This is a genomic window from Bradyrhizobium macuxiense (genome assembly GCF_001542415.1).
GTDB classification, from domain to species: domain Bacteria; phylum Pseudomonadota; class Alphaproteobacteria; order Rhizobiales; family Xanthobacteraceae; genus Bradyrhizobium; species Bradyrhizobium macuxiense.
The window spans coordinates 180,139-196,114 of the sequence record NZ_LNCU01000040.1 but is presented as its reverse complement, the minus strand read 5'-3'; the positions used below and the strand labels follow the sequence as shown (position 1 = coordinate 196,114).

General features: G+C 64.9%; 10 protein-coding genes and 1 pseudogene. 2 read left to right on the top strand and 9 right to left on the bottom strand.

Annotated elements, in window-relative coordinates; translation table 11 throughout:
* Positions 1-50 precede the first annotated feature (50 nt).
* From AS156_RS13535 to AS156_RS42840, 5 genes are all read right to left on the bottom strand, one after another.
* Complete coding sequence (locus AS156_RS13535) at positions 51-2,435, bottom strand: efflux RND transporter permease subunit (RefSeq protein ID WP_066504542.1); 2,385 nt, start codon at positions 2,433-2,435, stop codon at positions 51-53.
* 197 nt (positions 2,436-2,632) lie between these two features.
* Entirely contained in the window at positions 2,633-3,424 is a 792-nt protein-coding gene (gene eutC / locus AS156_RS13530; protein WP_066504535.1) for an ethanolamine ammonia-lyase subunit EutC, read from the bottom strand.
* 4 nt (positions 3,425-3,428) lie between these two features.
* Entirely contained in the window at positions 3,429-5,015 is a 1,587-nt protein-coding gene (locus AS156_RS13525) for a B12-binding domain-containing radical SAM protein (RefSeq protein ID WP_066504531.1), read from the bottom strand.
* Between the two features lie 132 nt (positions 5,016-5,147).
* The gene (locus AS156_RS13520; protein WP_066504528.1) at positions 5,148-6,530 is read right to left on the bottom strand and encodes an ethanolamine ammonia-lyase subunit EutB; all 1,383 of its coding nucleotides are present in this window, start codon (positions 6,528-6,530) and stop codon (positions 5,148-5,150) included.
* A 160-nt stretch (positions 6,531-6,690) separates the two neighbouring features.
* Positions 6,691-6,840 carry a hypothetical protein gene (locus tag AS156_RS42840; RefSeq protein WP_160331094.1) on the bottom strand — a complete coding sequence of 50 codons (150 nt, stop codon included), beginning with the start codon at positions 6,838-6,840 and terminating at the stop codon, positions 6,691-6,693.
* Between the two features lie 11 nt (positions 6,841-6,851).
* Between AS156_RS42840 and AS156_RS13515 the strand changes: the two genes are divergently transcribed.
* Together AS156_RS13515 and AS156_RS13510 are read left to right on the top strand one after the other, a co-directional pair.
* A complete protein-coding gene (locus AS156_RS13515; RefSeq protein ID WP_066504525.1) occupies positions 6,852-8,558 on the top strand; it encodes a methyl-accepting chemotaxis protein in 1,707 nt (568 codons plus the stop codon).
* A gap of 141 nt (positions 8,559-8,699) precedes the next feature.
* A complete protein-coding gene (locus AS156_RS13510) occupies positions 8,700-10,202 on the top strand; it encodes a sensor domain-containing diguanylate cyclase (RefSeq protein ID WP_066504522.1) in 1,503 nt (500 codons plus the stop codon).
* 5 nt (positions 10,203-10,207) lie between these two features.
* Here the strand turns inward: AS156_RS13510 and AS156_RS13505 are convergent, their stop codons facing one another.
* The 4 genes and pseudogenes from AS156_RS13505 to AS156_RS13495 all read right to left on the bottom strand — a co-directional run.
* A complete protein-coding gene (locus AS156_RS13505) occupies positions 10,208-11,086 on the bottom strand; it encodes a transglutaminase family protein (RefSeq protein WP_066504519.1) in 879 nt (292 codons plus the stop codon).
* A pseudogene (locus AS156_RS44340) lies at positions 11,083-12,216 on the bottom strand (alpha-E domain-containing protein); the annotation flags it as partial. The gene AS156_RS13505 and the pseudogene AS156_RS44340, both read right to left, overlap by 4 nt.
* 1 nt (position 12,217) lies before the next feature.
* The coding region (locus AS156_RS44335) for a circularly permuted type 2 ATP-grasp protein (protein ID WP_245312784.1) at positions 12,218-13,618 on the bottom strand (1,401 nt) is incomplete at its 3' end.
* 18 nt (positions 13,619-13,636) lie between these two features.
* A partial coding sequence (locus AS156_RS13495) for a transglutaminase family protein (RefSeq protein WP_245312782.1) occupies positions 13,637-15,976 on the bottom strand: 2,340 nt, incomplete at its 5' end.

The window sequence follows — 15,976 nt, the reverse complement described above, 5'->3', positions numbered from 1 at the left end:
CCTTCACAAGAAAGGCCCGGATCCCGAATGATCGGATCCGGGCCTTTTTGTCACGCCTTTTCGATCGGTGCCGGCTGTCCGGATTTGCCGCGAAGCTTTTGCGACAGATTGATCAGGAACATCGAGGTCGGCCGCAGGATGAAGAGATCCGCGACAAGGGCCGCGACCATCGAGAATGCGCTGAGCCAGCCGAACAGACGCAGCGACGGCAGGTCGGAGAACACGGTGACGACGAGGCCGCAGGCCAGCACCACCGTGGTCAGGATCAGCGCAGGACCAACCAGCACGGTGGCCCGCTCCACGGCGAGCTCCGGCGTGACGCCGGGCTTGGTCTCGAGCCGCAGGCGGTTGAGGAAGTGGATGGTCGCACTCAGGCCGAGGCCGAACGACACCGTCAGCGCAACCACACTGGCGAATTGCAGCCCCTCCCCGAGCAGCCACAACACGGTACCCGACAGCACTACGGGGAAGATGCCCGGCAGGATACAGGAGAACATCACAACGACCGAGCGGAACGCCAGCCCGATGAAGATCGCCACCAGCGCAAACTCCACGGTGAGCCCCCGGTTGAGCTTCTCGATCATGCTGGCGCTGTTGCGCGCGGCGATCGCCGAGAGACCGGTGACCGCGATCTCGTAGCCTGGATGCTCGGCGCGCACCTTGTCGAGCTCGTGGTCGAGCTTGTCGACGACAGGCAGTATCTGACTGGAATCGAGGTCGGGCACGCGACCCGACACCACGACCGCATCCTGTTCCTTGTCGATGAAGCGACGCACCAGGTGTTCGGGAATCAGGTCGACATATTCCTTCAACGTATTGACGTCGGTTGTGCCGGCCTTCTCCGCAAGCCAGCGGCGCAGGGTTTCCAGCGACCACACGTTGCCGACGCCGGCGCTCTTCTCGACCATCGCGTGGACGTCGGCGATCGTCTTCAGCGTCTGCGGCGAATAAAGCGAGGCGCCCTTGGGGAATTGGATCAGCACGTCGATCGGATTGGCGCCGGTCAACTTGGCGTCGAGGCGATTCGACGCCGCCACCGCCTGCTGCTTGTCCGGCACCTGATCGGCGAGCCGGTAACGCGGCTGCAGATTGGCATAGACGACGCCGAGGCTACCGACGACGAGCAGCGCGATCAGGCTGAACAGGCCGGGACGGCCGACCATGCGCACGGCGATCCAGTAGCAGAAGTTGCGCAGCGCCTGGACGCCGGCATCCGCGCTCTGGAACTTGACCGCGAAGATCCGCTCGTTGCGCACGAGCAGCACACCGAACACGGGCACCAGGCTGAGCACCGCAATCAGCGCGATGATCGTGGCAGCAAGGCCGGCCTCACCGAACTTGCGGATCAGATCGGAATCCGAGAACTGCAGCGCGATGAACGAGATGCCCGCGGTGCCGTGCGTCAGCACGCAGGCGGGGCCCACCACCAGCACCGCGTTCTTGAACGCAGTGAACTTGTCCTGGCCCGCGATCAGCCGGTCGCGCGCCGCAAAGGTCAGCTGCATCGAGTCGGAGAAGCTGATCACCATGATGAGCGGCGTCATCACGTTGAGGAACATGTTCAGGTTGAAATTGGCCCAGCCGAGGCCGCCGAGCGCCAGCAGGATCGCGATCATCGGTGGGAACGCTGCCGCCACCATGAAGGATATCTTGCGGAAGAAGATGATCGCGATGATGCAGCCGGCGAGGATGCCGAGGACATTGTAGGTCAATCCGTCGCGTTCGACCGCGTTGCGGATCTCGAGCTGCATGACCGGCACGCCGGAGAGCTGTGCGTTGAGCCCGCTGCCGGAAAGATCATCGGCCATGATCTTCCTGATGTCGCCAACCGTCTTGCTGAGATCGTTGCTGCTGACGACCTTGGGCTCGAGCGACAGCACGATCAGCGCGAGCGTGCCGTCTTCCGACAGCAGCTTGCCGCGGATGATCTCGTTGCTTTTAACGGTCTCGATGAACTTGTCGTAGGCCTCGCCTTGCGGCAGCTCATTCGGGAACAGCGCCGCCGGCAGCTTGCCCGGTGCCGGCGCCTGCCGCGCCGAGAACAGCGAGACCAGGCCGCGGACCCCGTCAACGAGCTGCAGGTCGGTGACCATGTCGCGCAGCTTCTCGAGGTTGTCGCGCGCGAGCAACGTCTTGCCTTCGACCACGACGAGGACGTCAAATTCAGTCGAGGGGAAGCGCTTGGTGACCGCCTCGTATTGCTTGAAATCCTTGGAGTTGGACCGGAACAGCTGCGACAGCGAGTCGTCAATCTTGATCCGGTGGACGCCGAACACGGCGCCGATCAAGAGCAGGACGAGGACGATGCAGGACAGAATCGGCGCCCGCATCGGGATCAGGCCGAGGCGCTCGATCCCGAACGCGATGCTGAGCCCGGTTCGCGGTTCTTCAACCTTCTCGACGTGGACCTGACTTTCGGAGTTCTTTTCGAGCATGCCCTGTCCAGTTCTGAAAACGGCTCAATCTGTCTAGCTTGGGTCCCGGGGCGCGAATGAGGCTCGCGAGCGCATCTGATCGGCGCTAGTCCTTGAAAACACGCGAATATTGACCGGCGCCGGTTTTACAGGCCCGCCCCCCTGCTCGCAAGCGCGAGCGCCATGTCAAATCGGCGCGGAACTGCCGAAAACGGTGGTTAAGTAGCTGATTTGTCACACCCGGGTAGCGTATTCGGGAACGATCCACCGCCGCTTTCATCTTTCAGTGCGACCCCCGTGATCTGGCGTGCCAGGCCCTCGCGCACAAGCCAGGAAACCCTGAATGCGGCCTCGGCGTAGCTCAGTCCCGCGCCGTGAATGTTGGAGACGCAGTTGCGCTCGGCATCGGTCAGCCCGATCCGCGGCGCGAAGGTGAGATAGGCGCCAAGGCTGTCGGGCGCCGAAAGGCCCGGCCGCTCGCCGATCAGCATGACGAGCATACGTGCGCCGATGACGGCGCCGATCTCGTCACCGAGCGCGACGCGCGCGCCGGATGCAATGATTGGCGCGCCGACGTCGATGCCGTCCGCCGCGAGGCGCGGCAGGAGACGCCGGAGCAGTTCGACGGCATGGACGTTAACCGCGGTCGGCGAAAGGCCGTCACCAATCACGATGGCACAGGAGCAGGGGCCGATGCCCTTGGCCTCCAGGCTTCGCATCGATGCAGGGTCGAGCATGCGGCCGAGATCGGGACGGCGCAGATAGTCGCGCCGGCTGCGGGCCTGGCTCGACACCTCGATCGGTGCGAAGCCGAGACCGGCGAGACCCACAACGATACCGGCGACGTCGAAGGCCGCGTGAACCGCGTCACGGGCGCGCGCATGGTCGAGCGTGAAGGAGAGCAGCGCCTCGGTCGGCAGGCTCGCGCCGGACCGGCCGAGGCCGACGCGCGCCGGCGTCAGCTCTCGCAGATTGGCAAGAGGATGGGACGCTGGCGCCGGCGAAGTCATGCGTCTATTCGGCGGGGACGGACGCCTCGCGCAACCGGATCGAGTAGTTCGACGCGTTCTGCCGGCCACTGGAGGCCGCACGCGCGAACGTGATCAGATGATGCGCGACGAGCGTCGCCGAGATCAGGCCCTCAATGTCGCCGCGCTTCAGCCGTCCCAGCGCAAACTTCCAGAAAGCGCGCCGGTAGCTGCTCATCACACCGACCTTCCAGAAGATGTTGCGCAGCATGATCAGGCCGCGGCGGATGTTGGCCCAGCTCTTCATCTCCGGGCTGACCGGAACCTTGATGCGGTTGGCGTAGGTATAGTTGCATTGGTACTCGTAACGCTCGAACAGCTTTTCGGGCTGGTAAGCGACCTCCATGCATTTGCGCCAGGAGCTGACCACGTCGTCGTAGGGCAGCAGGAACTGCACGTTGGAATCGCGGCTGTCGTCCTCGACCAGCCGTCCGGCCTTTGCGAGACGATCCCACAACGGCGTCTTCGGCAGCGCCTGCAGCAGATTGATGGTCAGGAGCGGAATGCGCGACTCGTCGACGAAAGAGAGCAGCGCATCACCGGTCTCTGGCTTGTCGGTATCAAGCCCCATGATGATACCGGACACCACTTCCATCCCGTAGGAATTAATCGTCCGCACGCCCTCCAGGATCGGGACCATCATGTTCTGGTCCTTGTGCATCGCCTTCAGCGCGTCGGGATCGGGCGTCTCGATGCCGACGAAGATCGTGACGAAGTACGCCTCGCGCATCTTCTCCAGGATCTCCGGCCGCTTGGCGATGTTGAGCGTTGCCTCGCAGGCAAGCCGGGTAACGTAGCCGGTCCGCTTCTGCCATGCGATCAGATGCGGAAGCAGCTCGACGGCCGCCTTGCGGTTGCCGATGAAATTGTCATCGACGAAGTAGATCGTATCGGTCATGCCGCATGCGCGCAGCTTGTCGAGCTCGGCGATGATCTGTTGCGGCGACTTCAGTCGCGGGTTGCGGCCATAGAGGCCGGGGATGTCGCAGAACTCGCACTGATAGGGGCAGCCGGAGGAGAACTGGATGCTGCCGAGGAAGTACTTCTTCGTTTCGGCCAGTTCATAGGCCGGCAGCGGGAAATCCGTCATCGGCATCCGGTCGACGGTCGTCAGCACCACCTGCTCGTTCGGACGTCTCGTGTCTTCTGCCAGGCGCTTGATCAACTCGTTGGTGGCATCGCCGAGCTCGCCGACATGGAGGTAATCGAACGCGGGGTAGTAGTCCGGGCAGGCGCTAACCGACGGACCGCCGATCGCCACCGGCAGGTCATACTCATGGGCGCGGTGGCAGATATCGTTCATCTGCTGGCGCTGGATGTGCATACCGCTGACGAACACGGCTTCCGCCCATTCGAAATCGTCGTGCGTCGCCGGACGCAGGTTCTCGTCGACGAAGCGGACCAGCCAGTTTTCGGGCAGATAGGCCGCGATCAGCAACAGCCCCTGCGGCGGCATGAATGCCTTGACGCCGTCGGTGAGCGGATAGGAGTATTCAAAGGTCCCAAAGGCTGACGTATAGCGCGGAAAGACGCAGAGGATACGCCGCACTCCCTCAATGCCCTCAGCTCTCATCAAACATCCTCAAGCGAAGCACCAACAAATCTAACCACGCCATTGAACGGTGGGCTAGAAATTCTTCAATATTGTGGCACCTGCTAACGTCACAACGTCGGGATGGTTGCTCCGAAAATTTCCGTTCGAGGGTCAGGCCAGCAGTTTGGACGCGAATTCGGGCAGTTGCCCTGGATCGGCGACGAGGCGGAAGTCCTGCCCCGCGAGGCCAGCGTGCATCAGCCAGTCGTCGAATTCGGGCGCCCGCTTCAGGCCGAAGAGGTCGCGGACATAAAGGGCGTCATGAAACGAGGTCGACTGATAGTTCAACATCACGTCATCGGCGCCCGGAACGCCCATGATGAAGGTGACGCCGGCCGCGGCCAGCAACGTCAGGAGATTGTCCATGTCGTTCTGGTCGGCCTCGGCATGATTGGTGTAGCAGACGTCGACGCCGAGCGGCAGACCTAGCAATTTGCCGCAGAAATGATCCTCGAGCCCGGCGCGGATGATCTCCTTGCCGTCATAGAGGTATTCGGGACCGATGAAGCCGACCACGCTGTTGACCAGCAGCGGATCGAACGCGCGCGCCACCGCATAGGCTCGTGCCTCACAGGTCTGCTGGTCGACCTGGTGATGGGCGTTGGCCGACAGCGCCGACCCCTGCCCAGTCTCGAAATACATGACATTGTTGCCGACCGTGCCGCGGTGCAGCGACAGTGCCGCCTCGCGAGCTTCCCTCAGGATCGAGAGGTCGACGCCGAAACTGCGGTTGGCGGCTTCGGTGCCGGCGATCGACTGGAAGACGAGATCGACCGGCAGCCCCTGCCCGATCAGGCCGAGCGTGGTCGTGACGTGGGTGAGCACACAGCTTTGCGTCGGAATCTGCAGCCGCGTGATGATGTCATCGAGCAACCGGAGCAAGCTCGCGATCACGTTGGGATCATCGCTTGCCGGATTGATGCCGATGCAGGCATCGCCCGATCCGAGCAGAAGCCCGTCGAGGATCGAGGCGGTGATGCCCTTGCTATCGTCGAAGGGATGGTTGGGTTGCAGCCTCACACTCATCCGCCCGCGCAGGCCGATGGTATTGTGGAAGCGCGTCGTTACCTCGCATTTCCGGGCGACCAGGATCAGATCCTGGTTGCGCATCAGCTTCGACACCGCCGCCACCATCTCCGGCGTGACGCCGCGCGAGATCTTCCTCAGCGCGTCAGTGGTCGCAGCGTCCGACAGCAGCCAATCGCGGAAGCCGCCGACGGTAAGCGACGACATCGGCACAAATCCTGCAACGTCATGGCTGTCGAGGATCAGGCGGGTGACTTCGTCGTCCTCATAGGGAATCACCGGCTCATTGAGGAATTGCCTGAGCGGAACGTCGGCAAGCGCCAATCGCGCGGCGATCATTTCCTCAGCGCTGTCGGCCGCGATGCCGGCGAGCCGATCGCCGGAACGCGGCGGCGTTGCCTTCGCAAGCAGCTCGCGCAGGTCATCAAAGACGTATGAGGTCGCGAAGACGGTGTGGCGGTAGACCATGGCATTTCGGGTCTGGGAACAGGCGGAACGACGTAGCGTAGCACCTCTTTGCTAATAGCTCCCTTGAACGATCGACGACATCAGCGCTGCGTTCGACCGCCGCCGTGACGCGCTCCACACCGGGTGAAACCCGCAGCATCCAACTAAACAGTTGGTAATGCTAAGAAATTCCAAAGATTACGCCTACATGAACTTTGCGCATTAAGGAATCGTCCATGAAGACTTTGCATAATTTTTGATCGGCTGATGGGGCCCGCCGGCCTGCTGGAGCGCCCTCGATGCCGATCTCGATCGCTTCCTGATTGTTCATTTCGGCGTCCCATGGCATCCCGATTCTCGCTCACAGCCAAGCTGTACTCGATCTTTGCCCTGATCGCGGCCCTGACCGCGGCCATCACCTTCCTGTCCGACTACAACACGCGACGGAATGCGGAGCTCACCGAGGCCGTTGACCTCGCAAGCCGTGCGGCGCTCAACGTCGAGCGGGTCAATTCGCTGGTCTATGCGGTGGTGATGGAATCCCGCGGCATCTACATGTCGAGCGAACCCGCGACAGTGAAGAAATATGGCGACGGCCTGTTGAAGCTCAACGAGCAGATCCTCGCCGTGGTCAAAAACTGGGAAGCGCTGGTGCAGGCCGACGATGCCGAGCAGTTTGCGACCTTCAAGAAGCGCATCGAGCAGTTCGTCGCGTTCCGGAAGGAACTGGTCCGCCGCGGCGTCGAGATCGGCGCCGCCGCAGGACGCGAATGGGGCGACAACGACGCCAATCGCGAGGTGCGCACCGCCCTGAACAAGGATCTCGAAGCGCTCTCCAGCGTCTATGCCGAACGCAGCAAACGACTGGCGCGACAAGCCGCCGTCAACCGCGAAATGGCTCTTGTCCTGACCTGTCTCGGCGCAGCCGCCCTGATCGTGGTCGTGCTTGGCGTGCTGATCATCGCCCGCTCGGTGGCCCGCCCGCTGTCGCAGATCACCGCGACCATCAAGCGCGTGGCCGAGGGTGCGGACCACGTCGAGGTTCCGCATGTCGATCGCGGCGACGAGATCGGCGCATTGGCGCGCGCAATCAAGATTTTCCAGGAGGCGATGCAGCACAACCGCACCCTCAATGCGCAGGTCGTGCAAGAGTCCGAGGCGCGCGATACCCGCAGCCGGCACCTCGAGACATCAGTCGAAGAGTTCCGCGCCACGATCGGCTCGGTGCTCCGTGCGGTTCACGACAATGCAAGCGCGATGCGCAACACCGCGCAGACCATTGCAAGCGTCGCGGCGAATGCGAGCGGCCGTGCGATTACGGCGGCGAGCGCAACCGAACAGGCCTCCAGCAACGTCTCCGCGGTGGCAGGCGCGGCCGAAGAACTCTCCGCCTCGGTCCAGGAGATCGGCCGGCAGGTGAAGCAGTCCTCCGGCGCGGTCGAGCAGGCGGGCACGCGGACCGACAGATCGATCAGCGAGATCGAAGGCCTTGCCGCCACCACCCAGCGCATCGACGGCGTACTCAGCCTGATCCAGGCGATCGCCGAGCAGACCAACCTGCTCGCCCTCAACGCCACGATCGAGGCGGCGCGCGCCGGCGACGCCGGCCGCGGCTTTGCCGTCGTCGCGCATGAAGTGAAGACGCTGGCCGGGCAGACCGCGAAGGCAACCGCCGAGATCAGCGAGAATGTCGGCCTGATCCAGGCCTCGACCCGCAACTCGGTCAACGCCGTCCGCGAGATCGGCCACGCGGTGCGCGAGATTTCCGACGTCGCGTCGACCATCGCAGCGGCCGTCGGCCAGCAGGATGCGGCCACGCGCGAGATCTCGGTCAATGCGCAGATGGCAGCGCAAGGCAACGAAACGCTGGTCGCGAACATCGGCTCGCTTCGCGACGACATGAGTCAAACCAGCAAGGCGGCGGAATCGGTGCTTGCTGCGTCGAACGACCTCACCTCGACCGCCGAGACATTGTCGCGCGAGGTCGAGCAGTTCTTCCGCAACCTGCGCAACGATACGGTGGACGCAATGCGACCGACCGGGACGTGAGCGTCGTTGCCTGCGCCACCACGGTTAACAACACCTTAATCCGCGCGCGTAAATTGCCCGCTCGGCGCGCCGCCTTTCTCAATTTGATGCCCCTATAAGAAGAGCCAAAGCGCGGGGGCGCGGAATTGGGAAGCGGCGGTCATGGACGGGCTTTTGCCACGGCCGAGGGCAATACCAGCTAAACGGCTGCTTGCGCTCGGCATCGGTCTCGTTCTGTGCTTTTCGGCGCTCTGTGCGTCCATCCTCTGGGAGATGGCGCAGAAGGACTACCAGCACGCGAAGGAAGGCGCGACGAACCTCGTCGCCTCCATCGCCAGCGAGATCGACCGCAACATCGAACTCTATGACCTCTCACTGCTGGCCGTCGCTGACGGCGAGAAGCTGCCGGAGATCAACAGCATCAGTCCGGAGCTTCGCCAGGTCGTGCTGTTCGATCGAGCGGCGACCGCCAAGGACCTCGGTTCGATCCTCGTCCTCAACACCGCCGGCGACGTCACGCTCGATTCCAGAACGCTGGCGCCGCGGAAAGCGAATTTCGCCGACCATGATTTCTTCCGGATTCATCAAGCGCGCAAGGATGCCGGACTGTTCATCAGCCCTCCCTGGGTTACGTCGGAAGGCGAGTACCTGATCAGTCTGAGCCGGCGCATCAGCAACAATGACGGATCGTTCGCCGGCGTGGTCGCCGGCAGCATGCGGCTCAGCTACTTCCACAATCTGTTCCGGAAGCTGAACTTCGGCGAGAGCGACAGTATGGCGCTGTTCAACACCGACGGCGTGATGCTGATGCGGGCACCGTTCGACATCAGCAGGATCGGGCAGAGCATCAGGGAAGCCCAGGTCTTCAAGCAGTTTCCGGCGCGAAGATCCGGCTCCTACATGACGAAGTCGATCGTCGATCAGATCCGCCGGCTCTACGTCTTTCAGCAGGTCGGGCACCATCCCTTGCTGATCGCCGAGGGTCTCGCACTCGACGGCATCTATGCCGACTGGTGGCAACAGCTTTGGCTGATCGGCGCCGTCGTCGCCGCGCTTGGCGGCTGCTCGATCGTGCTGATGTTCTACCTGCTGGCAGCGGTGAGGCGGCGGGCTGCCGCGGAGACCCAGTTGGCGCGTCTCGCCGGCACCGACGGGCTGACCGGCCTCGCCAACCGCCGGCGGCTCGACGAGATCATGGCCATCGAATGGCGCCGCGGCCTGCGCGCACAATCGCCTCTGGCGCTGTTGATGATCGATGTCGATCACTTCAAGGCCTTCAACGACACCTACGGGCACCAGGCTGGCGACGCCGTGCTCGCCACGGTCGGTCAGTGCATCGCGGCGAGCACCAAGCGTGCGTCCGACCTAGGGGCGCGCTACGGCGGCGAAGAGTTTTCCGTGCTGCTGCCCGACCTCAACAGGTCCGGCGCGATGGAGGTCGCCGAGCGGATCCGCGAGCGGCTGACGGCGTTCCGTCAATCCCAGCACGAGCTGCCGACCGTGAGCATCGGATTGGCCTGCTTCACGCCGACCGCGGAGCGCACATCGCATGACCTCGTCTCGGCCGCCGATCTCGCGCTCTATGAGGCCAAGCACGCCGGCCGCGACCGCGTGGTGATCAGCCCGGTCGGGCGCGACGGCCCCCGCGAACGCCGCGCGGCGTAACCAGCCTACTCCACCAGCAGCACGTCGACCGCGACGTTGAGATTCTGCTTGCGCGCGCCGACGATGACGCCGTCGACCGGCGAAACATCGGCGAAGTCGCGGCCGATGGCGAGGATGACGTGGTCGTTGGCGACCATCAGATCGTTGGTCGGATCGAACCCGATCCAGCCGAGCTCGTTGCCGCACCAGACCGACACCCAGGCGTGCGTCGCATCCGCGCCCTGCAGCCGCGGCTGGCCGGGCGGCGGAACGGTGCGCAGGTATCCGCTGACATAAGCTGCCGGCAGGCCGAGCCCGCGCAGCCCAGCGATCATCACATGGGCGAAATCCTGGCACACGCCGTGACGCTTCTCGAACACCTCCGTCAGCGGCGTCGAGATCACCGTCGCCTTCGGATCGTATTTGAAATCGTTGCGGATGCGGCGCATCAGGTCGGCCGCGCCGGCGAGGATGCCTCCCTGCTGCGGAAAACTCCCGGCAGCGTATTCCGCCGCCGGCCGCAGCAGCGGCACCAGTGCGCTGGCAAAGACGTAGCCGACCGGCGATGCCGGACCGAGGCTTGTCACCTCGAACGCGATATCGCGCACGCTCTCCCATGATGGGCTCGCGGCGTCGCGGGCCGGCGCCTGCCGCGCCACCGAGACGCGCGAGCGGGAGTCGATGCGGAGACTGCGGTGCGCGGTCTCGATCAGGACGCTTTCGGTCAACGTGCCGAAGAAATCGCGCCGCGCCGTGCGCTCCGCGGGCTTTGGTCGTATCTCGACGGAATGGGAGATCAGCTCCTGGCCATCGCCGCTCAGCGGCACCAGCCGCAGCGAGCAGCGCGCGAAGCTGACCTGGGTCTCGTAGCTGTAGGTCGTGACGTGACGGATGTCGTAGATCACGCCAGCCCCGTGAGCTTCTCCGGCCGGCTGGCGTTCGGTCCGTGCGGGAAGTAGTGCAACCCGATTGCGTCGGCGAGGTTGAGCAGATCCTGCTCCAGCGCGAACAGCGTCTTGACGTCGAGGGTGGCGGCTTCCGCGGTGGTCAGCATCGCCTCCACCGCAACTGCAAGTCTTTGCGGCCGCTCGATCAGGCCGTGCTCCTTCAGGCTCGGCAGCGCGGCGATGTGCTCGTTCAGCGCCGCGACCTGAAATGCGACAGAGCGCGGATTGTAGGGATCGAGCACCGCGAGATCGCGCACCGGCGCGAGCAGCGGCTGCACCAGATAACGCGAGCGATAGGTGATCTGGCAGTCGACCAGCGTCAAAAGGACGTCGAGGTCCTCGTCGCCGGCTTCGTCGAAGGCGAACTGGCGGGCAAAGCGCGCGGTATTGATGGCGCGCTCCGCGCGGCGGCCCATCTCGAGGAAGCGCCAGCCGGCGGCGCGGTTCATGTTCTCCTGCGCGAGGCCTGCGAAGCTCGCCAGCTCCTGCAGCGTCAGCTCGGCGGCGCTGACGACGCCGTCGTCGTCATGAACCTCGATCGCGAGCCGCTCGGCCATCTCGGTGATGACCTGCCAGGCGTCGGGCGACAGCCGTTCGCGCAAGCCCGTCGCGGTGCGCTGCGCCGATCGCACCAACGAGAGCGCCGAGCCAAACTTGTCCTCGTTCTGCAGCGCCTCAAGGGCGACCTTGGCGGGATTGGCGCGCGCGGTCTGCGAGGCCGCACCCCAAGCGACCAGCAGGCGCTGGATGCGCTCGGCCGAATGCAGCGTCGGCGTCGCGCCGGCCGAATTGTTGCGCGCAGGATCGCGCAACGGTGTGCACAGCGCGCGGATCAACCGGATGGTCGCCTCGGCACGCTCCAGATAGCGGCCGAGCCAGAACAGATTGTCGGCGGCGCGGCTCGGCAGCACGCCGGCGATGCGACGGATGCGCACGGTGTCGACTGCCGGCAGCAATGTCGAGGTCGCAACCGCCTTGTCGGAGACCACCCAGACATCGGCCGACACGGCGCCATCGCCCATCGACACCGCGCGCGCATCCGCACGCTCGGCGATCCGGCAGAAACCGCCGGGCAGCACGGACCAGCCNGCCGTTCGGCGTCGCGGCTGCGAACACCCGCAGCACGAAGGGCCGCGGCGCGATGCGGCCGTTCTCCCACACCGGTGTGGTCGAGAGCCGCACCAGCTCCTGCGCGACATAGTCGATGCCGCGATGGCTGATCGCGTCCTTCAGACGATCGCGCTCGCCCGCCGACAATTCGCCAGGCAGCACCGGGCCGTTGCCGGGGAAGCCGGGAACGCCGCGGCCATAGGCCCCCTCGATCGCGAACTCGTCGAGCCGCGACAGCACCTCCTCGCGCGCCGACGTCTGGCCGCACCACCAGGTTGCGATATGCGGCATCATCAGGTCTTCACTGAGCAGGCGCCGGCAGAGATTGGGCAGGAAGCCGAGCAGCGCCCGCGCCTCCATCACGCCCGAGCCCGGCATGTTGGCAACCACGACGCCGCTCTTGCGCAACACCTCGACCAGGCCCGGCACGCCGAGATAGGACGATGCGTCGAGTTCCAGCGGATCGAGCATGTTGGAATCGACCCGGCGCAGCAGCACGTCGAGCCGCTTCAGCCCGGCGACGGTGCGGATGTGAATGCGGTCGCCGGAGACGGCGAGATCATCGCCTTCGACCAGCAGGAAGCCGAGATAGCGCGCGAGCGTCGCGTGCTCGAAATAGGTCTCGCTGAATGCGCCTGGTGTGAGCAGGCCGATCCGCGGCTCGTCGCGATCGGCGCTGGCGCGCAGTGAATCGCGGAACGCTTCGAAGAACGGCGCCACGCGCTCGACATTCATCGACTTGTAGAGATTGGAGAAGGCGCGCGACAGCACCAGGCGATTTTCCAGCGCGTAGCCGGCACCCGAAGGCGCCTGCGTGCGATCGCCGAGCACCCACCATCGGCCGTCAGGTCCGCGACCGATGTCGGTAGCATAGAGGTGTAGATAGCGACCGCCCGGCGGCTTGATGCCGCTGACTGCGCGCAGATATTCGTTGCTGCCGGCGATCGCCGCGGCCGGTATGGCGCCGCTCGCGACCAGGCGGCCCTCGCCATAGAGATCGGCCAGTACCATCTCGAGCAATTGCGCCCGTTGCGCGACCGCCGCGCTCAATTGCCGCCAATCGGCGGCATCGATGATCAGCGGCAGATGGCTGAGCGGCCAGAAGCGGTCGGCAGTGTCGCCGGGCGCGCGATAGGTGACGCCGGCCTCGTGCAGATGGCGGTCGGCGGAGGCGAAACGCCGCTCGATATCGGCCGGCGACAGCGCGGCAAAGGCGTCGAAGAAGCGGGTCCAGACCGGACGCGGCGTGCCGCTCTCGCCGATATATTCGTCGGGAGTACCGGGAAGCCGGACATAATCGCGCATCCATTGCACCATCCGCCGTTGGCCCGGACGGGCCCTGCTTTCGTGATTGCTGCCTTGGCCAACCGGTTCGGACATGCCATTTCCCCACACCAATTAGTGCAGGAGCGGCGTCCGCAAGTCGAGGGTCAACGGAAACTCAACTGTGCGTTCCTCCGGCGGCGTCTCGATCTTGCCGGGGGTGTGACCGTGGTCTTGGAAGCGGGTTAGCCGCCGCGCCTCGGCCTCGTAGGAATTGACCGGCTTGGTCTCGTAATTGCGGCCGCCGGGATGCGCGACATGGTACACGCAGCCGCCCAGCGAACGGCCGTTCCAGGTATCGATCAGATCGAATGTCAGCGGCGCATGCACCGGAATGGTCGGGTGCAGGCCCGAGGCCGGCTGCCATGCCTTGAAGCGGACACCCGCGACCGCCTCGCCGGCGCGGCCGGTCTCGGTCATCGGCATCCGCCGGCCGTTGCAGGTGATGACGTGGCGGCCCTCGACGAAGCCGGTCGCCTTCACCTGCAGCCGCTCGATCGAGGAATCGACATAGCGCACGGTGCCGCCGGAGGTGCCCTCCTCGCCCAGCACGTGCCATGGCTCCAGCGCCTGCCGCAGCTCGAGGCCGACCCCGCCATGATGGACGCGGCCGAAGGCGGGGAAGCGGAATTCGAGCTGGGCCTGATACCATTCCGGTTCGACGTCGTAGCCTGATAGCTTCAGCTCCGCGAGCACGCCGAGAAAATCATCCCAGAGGAAATGCGGCAGCATGAAGCGGTCATGCAGCGTGGTGCCCCAGCGCACGAACTTGCCCTGCTGCGGCTCGCGCCACAGTTTTGCGATCAGCGCGCGGATCAGGAGCTGCTGCGCGAGCGACATCCGCGGATCGGGCGGCATTTCGAGCGCGCGGAATTCGACCAGGCCGAGTCGACCGGTCGGGCTATCGGGCGAATAGAGCTTGTCGATGCAGATCTCGGCGCGATGGGTGTTGCCGGTGATATCGACCAGGACGTGCCGGAACAGACGATCGACGAGCCACAACGGCGCGTCCATGCCTGGTGGCGGCACATGCGACAACGCGATCTCCAGCTCATAGAGCCCGTCATGCCGCGCCTCGTCGATACGCGGCGCCTGGCTGGTCGGGCCGATGAACATGCCGGAGAACAGGTAGGATAGCGACGGATGCCGCTGCCAGTACAACACGAGGCTCTTCAGGAGATCGGGCCGACGCAGGAACGGCGAATCCTCCGGCTTGCTGCCGCCGACCACGATGTGATTGCCGCCGCCGGTCCCGGTGTGCCGACCGTCGGTCAGGAAACGGTTGGCGCCGAGCCGGGTCTTCGCCGAGTCCTCATAGAGGCCAAGCGTGATGTCGACGGCTTCGCGCCAGCTTTGCGCCGGCTGCACGTTGATCTCGATCACGCCGGGATCCGGCGTCACCTTGATCACCTCGATGCGTGGATCGTACGGCGGCGCGTAGCCCTCGATATGGACTTGCAGCTTGAGCTCTTCCGCCGTCGCCTCGATCGCGGCGACCAGATCGAGATAGTCGTCGGCCGTCTCGACCGGCGGCATGAATGCGCACAGCACGCCGTCGCGAATCTCGATCGACATCGCGGTGCGCACCGGCAACGGCTCGGGGATCTCCTTGAGCGCCTGCCGCAGCTCCGCGTCACCCTCCGCCAGCGCATCGCGCGGCACCATCGGATCGAGTTCGACGATATAGGGATAATCTTTGGGCGGAACGTATTCGAGCGAGGCGATCGGAAGCCGCAGACCCAGCGGAGAATCGCCAGGCGACGCGAACAGATGGCTGCGCCGGACCTTCCAGCGCTCGCTGCGCCAGCGCGCCGGCACGCGATCGCCGAGCGGCGTCCAGCGCTGGATCGGCAGCACGTAGCCTTTCGGCGTCGTCAGTCCCTCGTCGAACACGCGCGCCAGCCGCGCGCGCTCTTCCGGATCGGTCAATCCGGAATTGGCGGGGCTGACATTGGCCGGCAGTCCTGCTTCGCGCTGCAGCCAGAAGGCAGGGTCGTCGTAGACAGGTACGACATGGTCGGCGTTCAGCCCGAGCTTGGTCGCGGTCCCTTCGGCGAAACGCCTGGCGTCCTCGATGGTCGCGTGCGGCGATTTCGCGGTCGCCGCGATCAGATGCGCATTCTTCCAGATCGGCTTGCCGTCCTTGCGCCAGTAAAGACCGAACGCCCAGCGCGGCAGGCTTTCGCCCGGATACCATTTGCCCTGGCCGTAATGCAGCAGGCCGCCAGGCGCAAAACGCCCACGCAGCTTGCGGATCAGCTCGTCGGCGAGCGCCCGCTTGGTCGGGCCGATCGCGGCGACGTTCCACTCCGGCGATTCCAGATCGTCGACCGAGACGAAGGTCGGCTCGCCGCCCATGGTCAGCCGGACGTCGTCTCTCTTCAGATCCTGGTCGACCTGCTCGCCGAGCCTGTC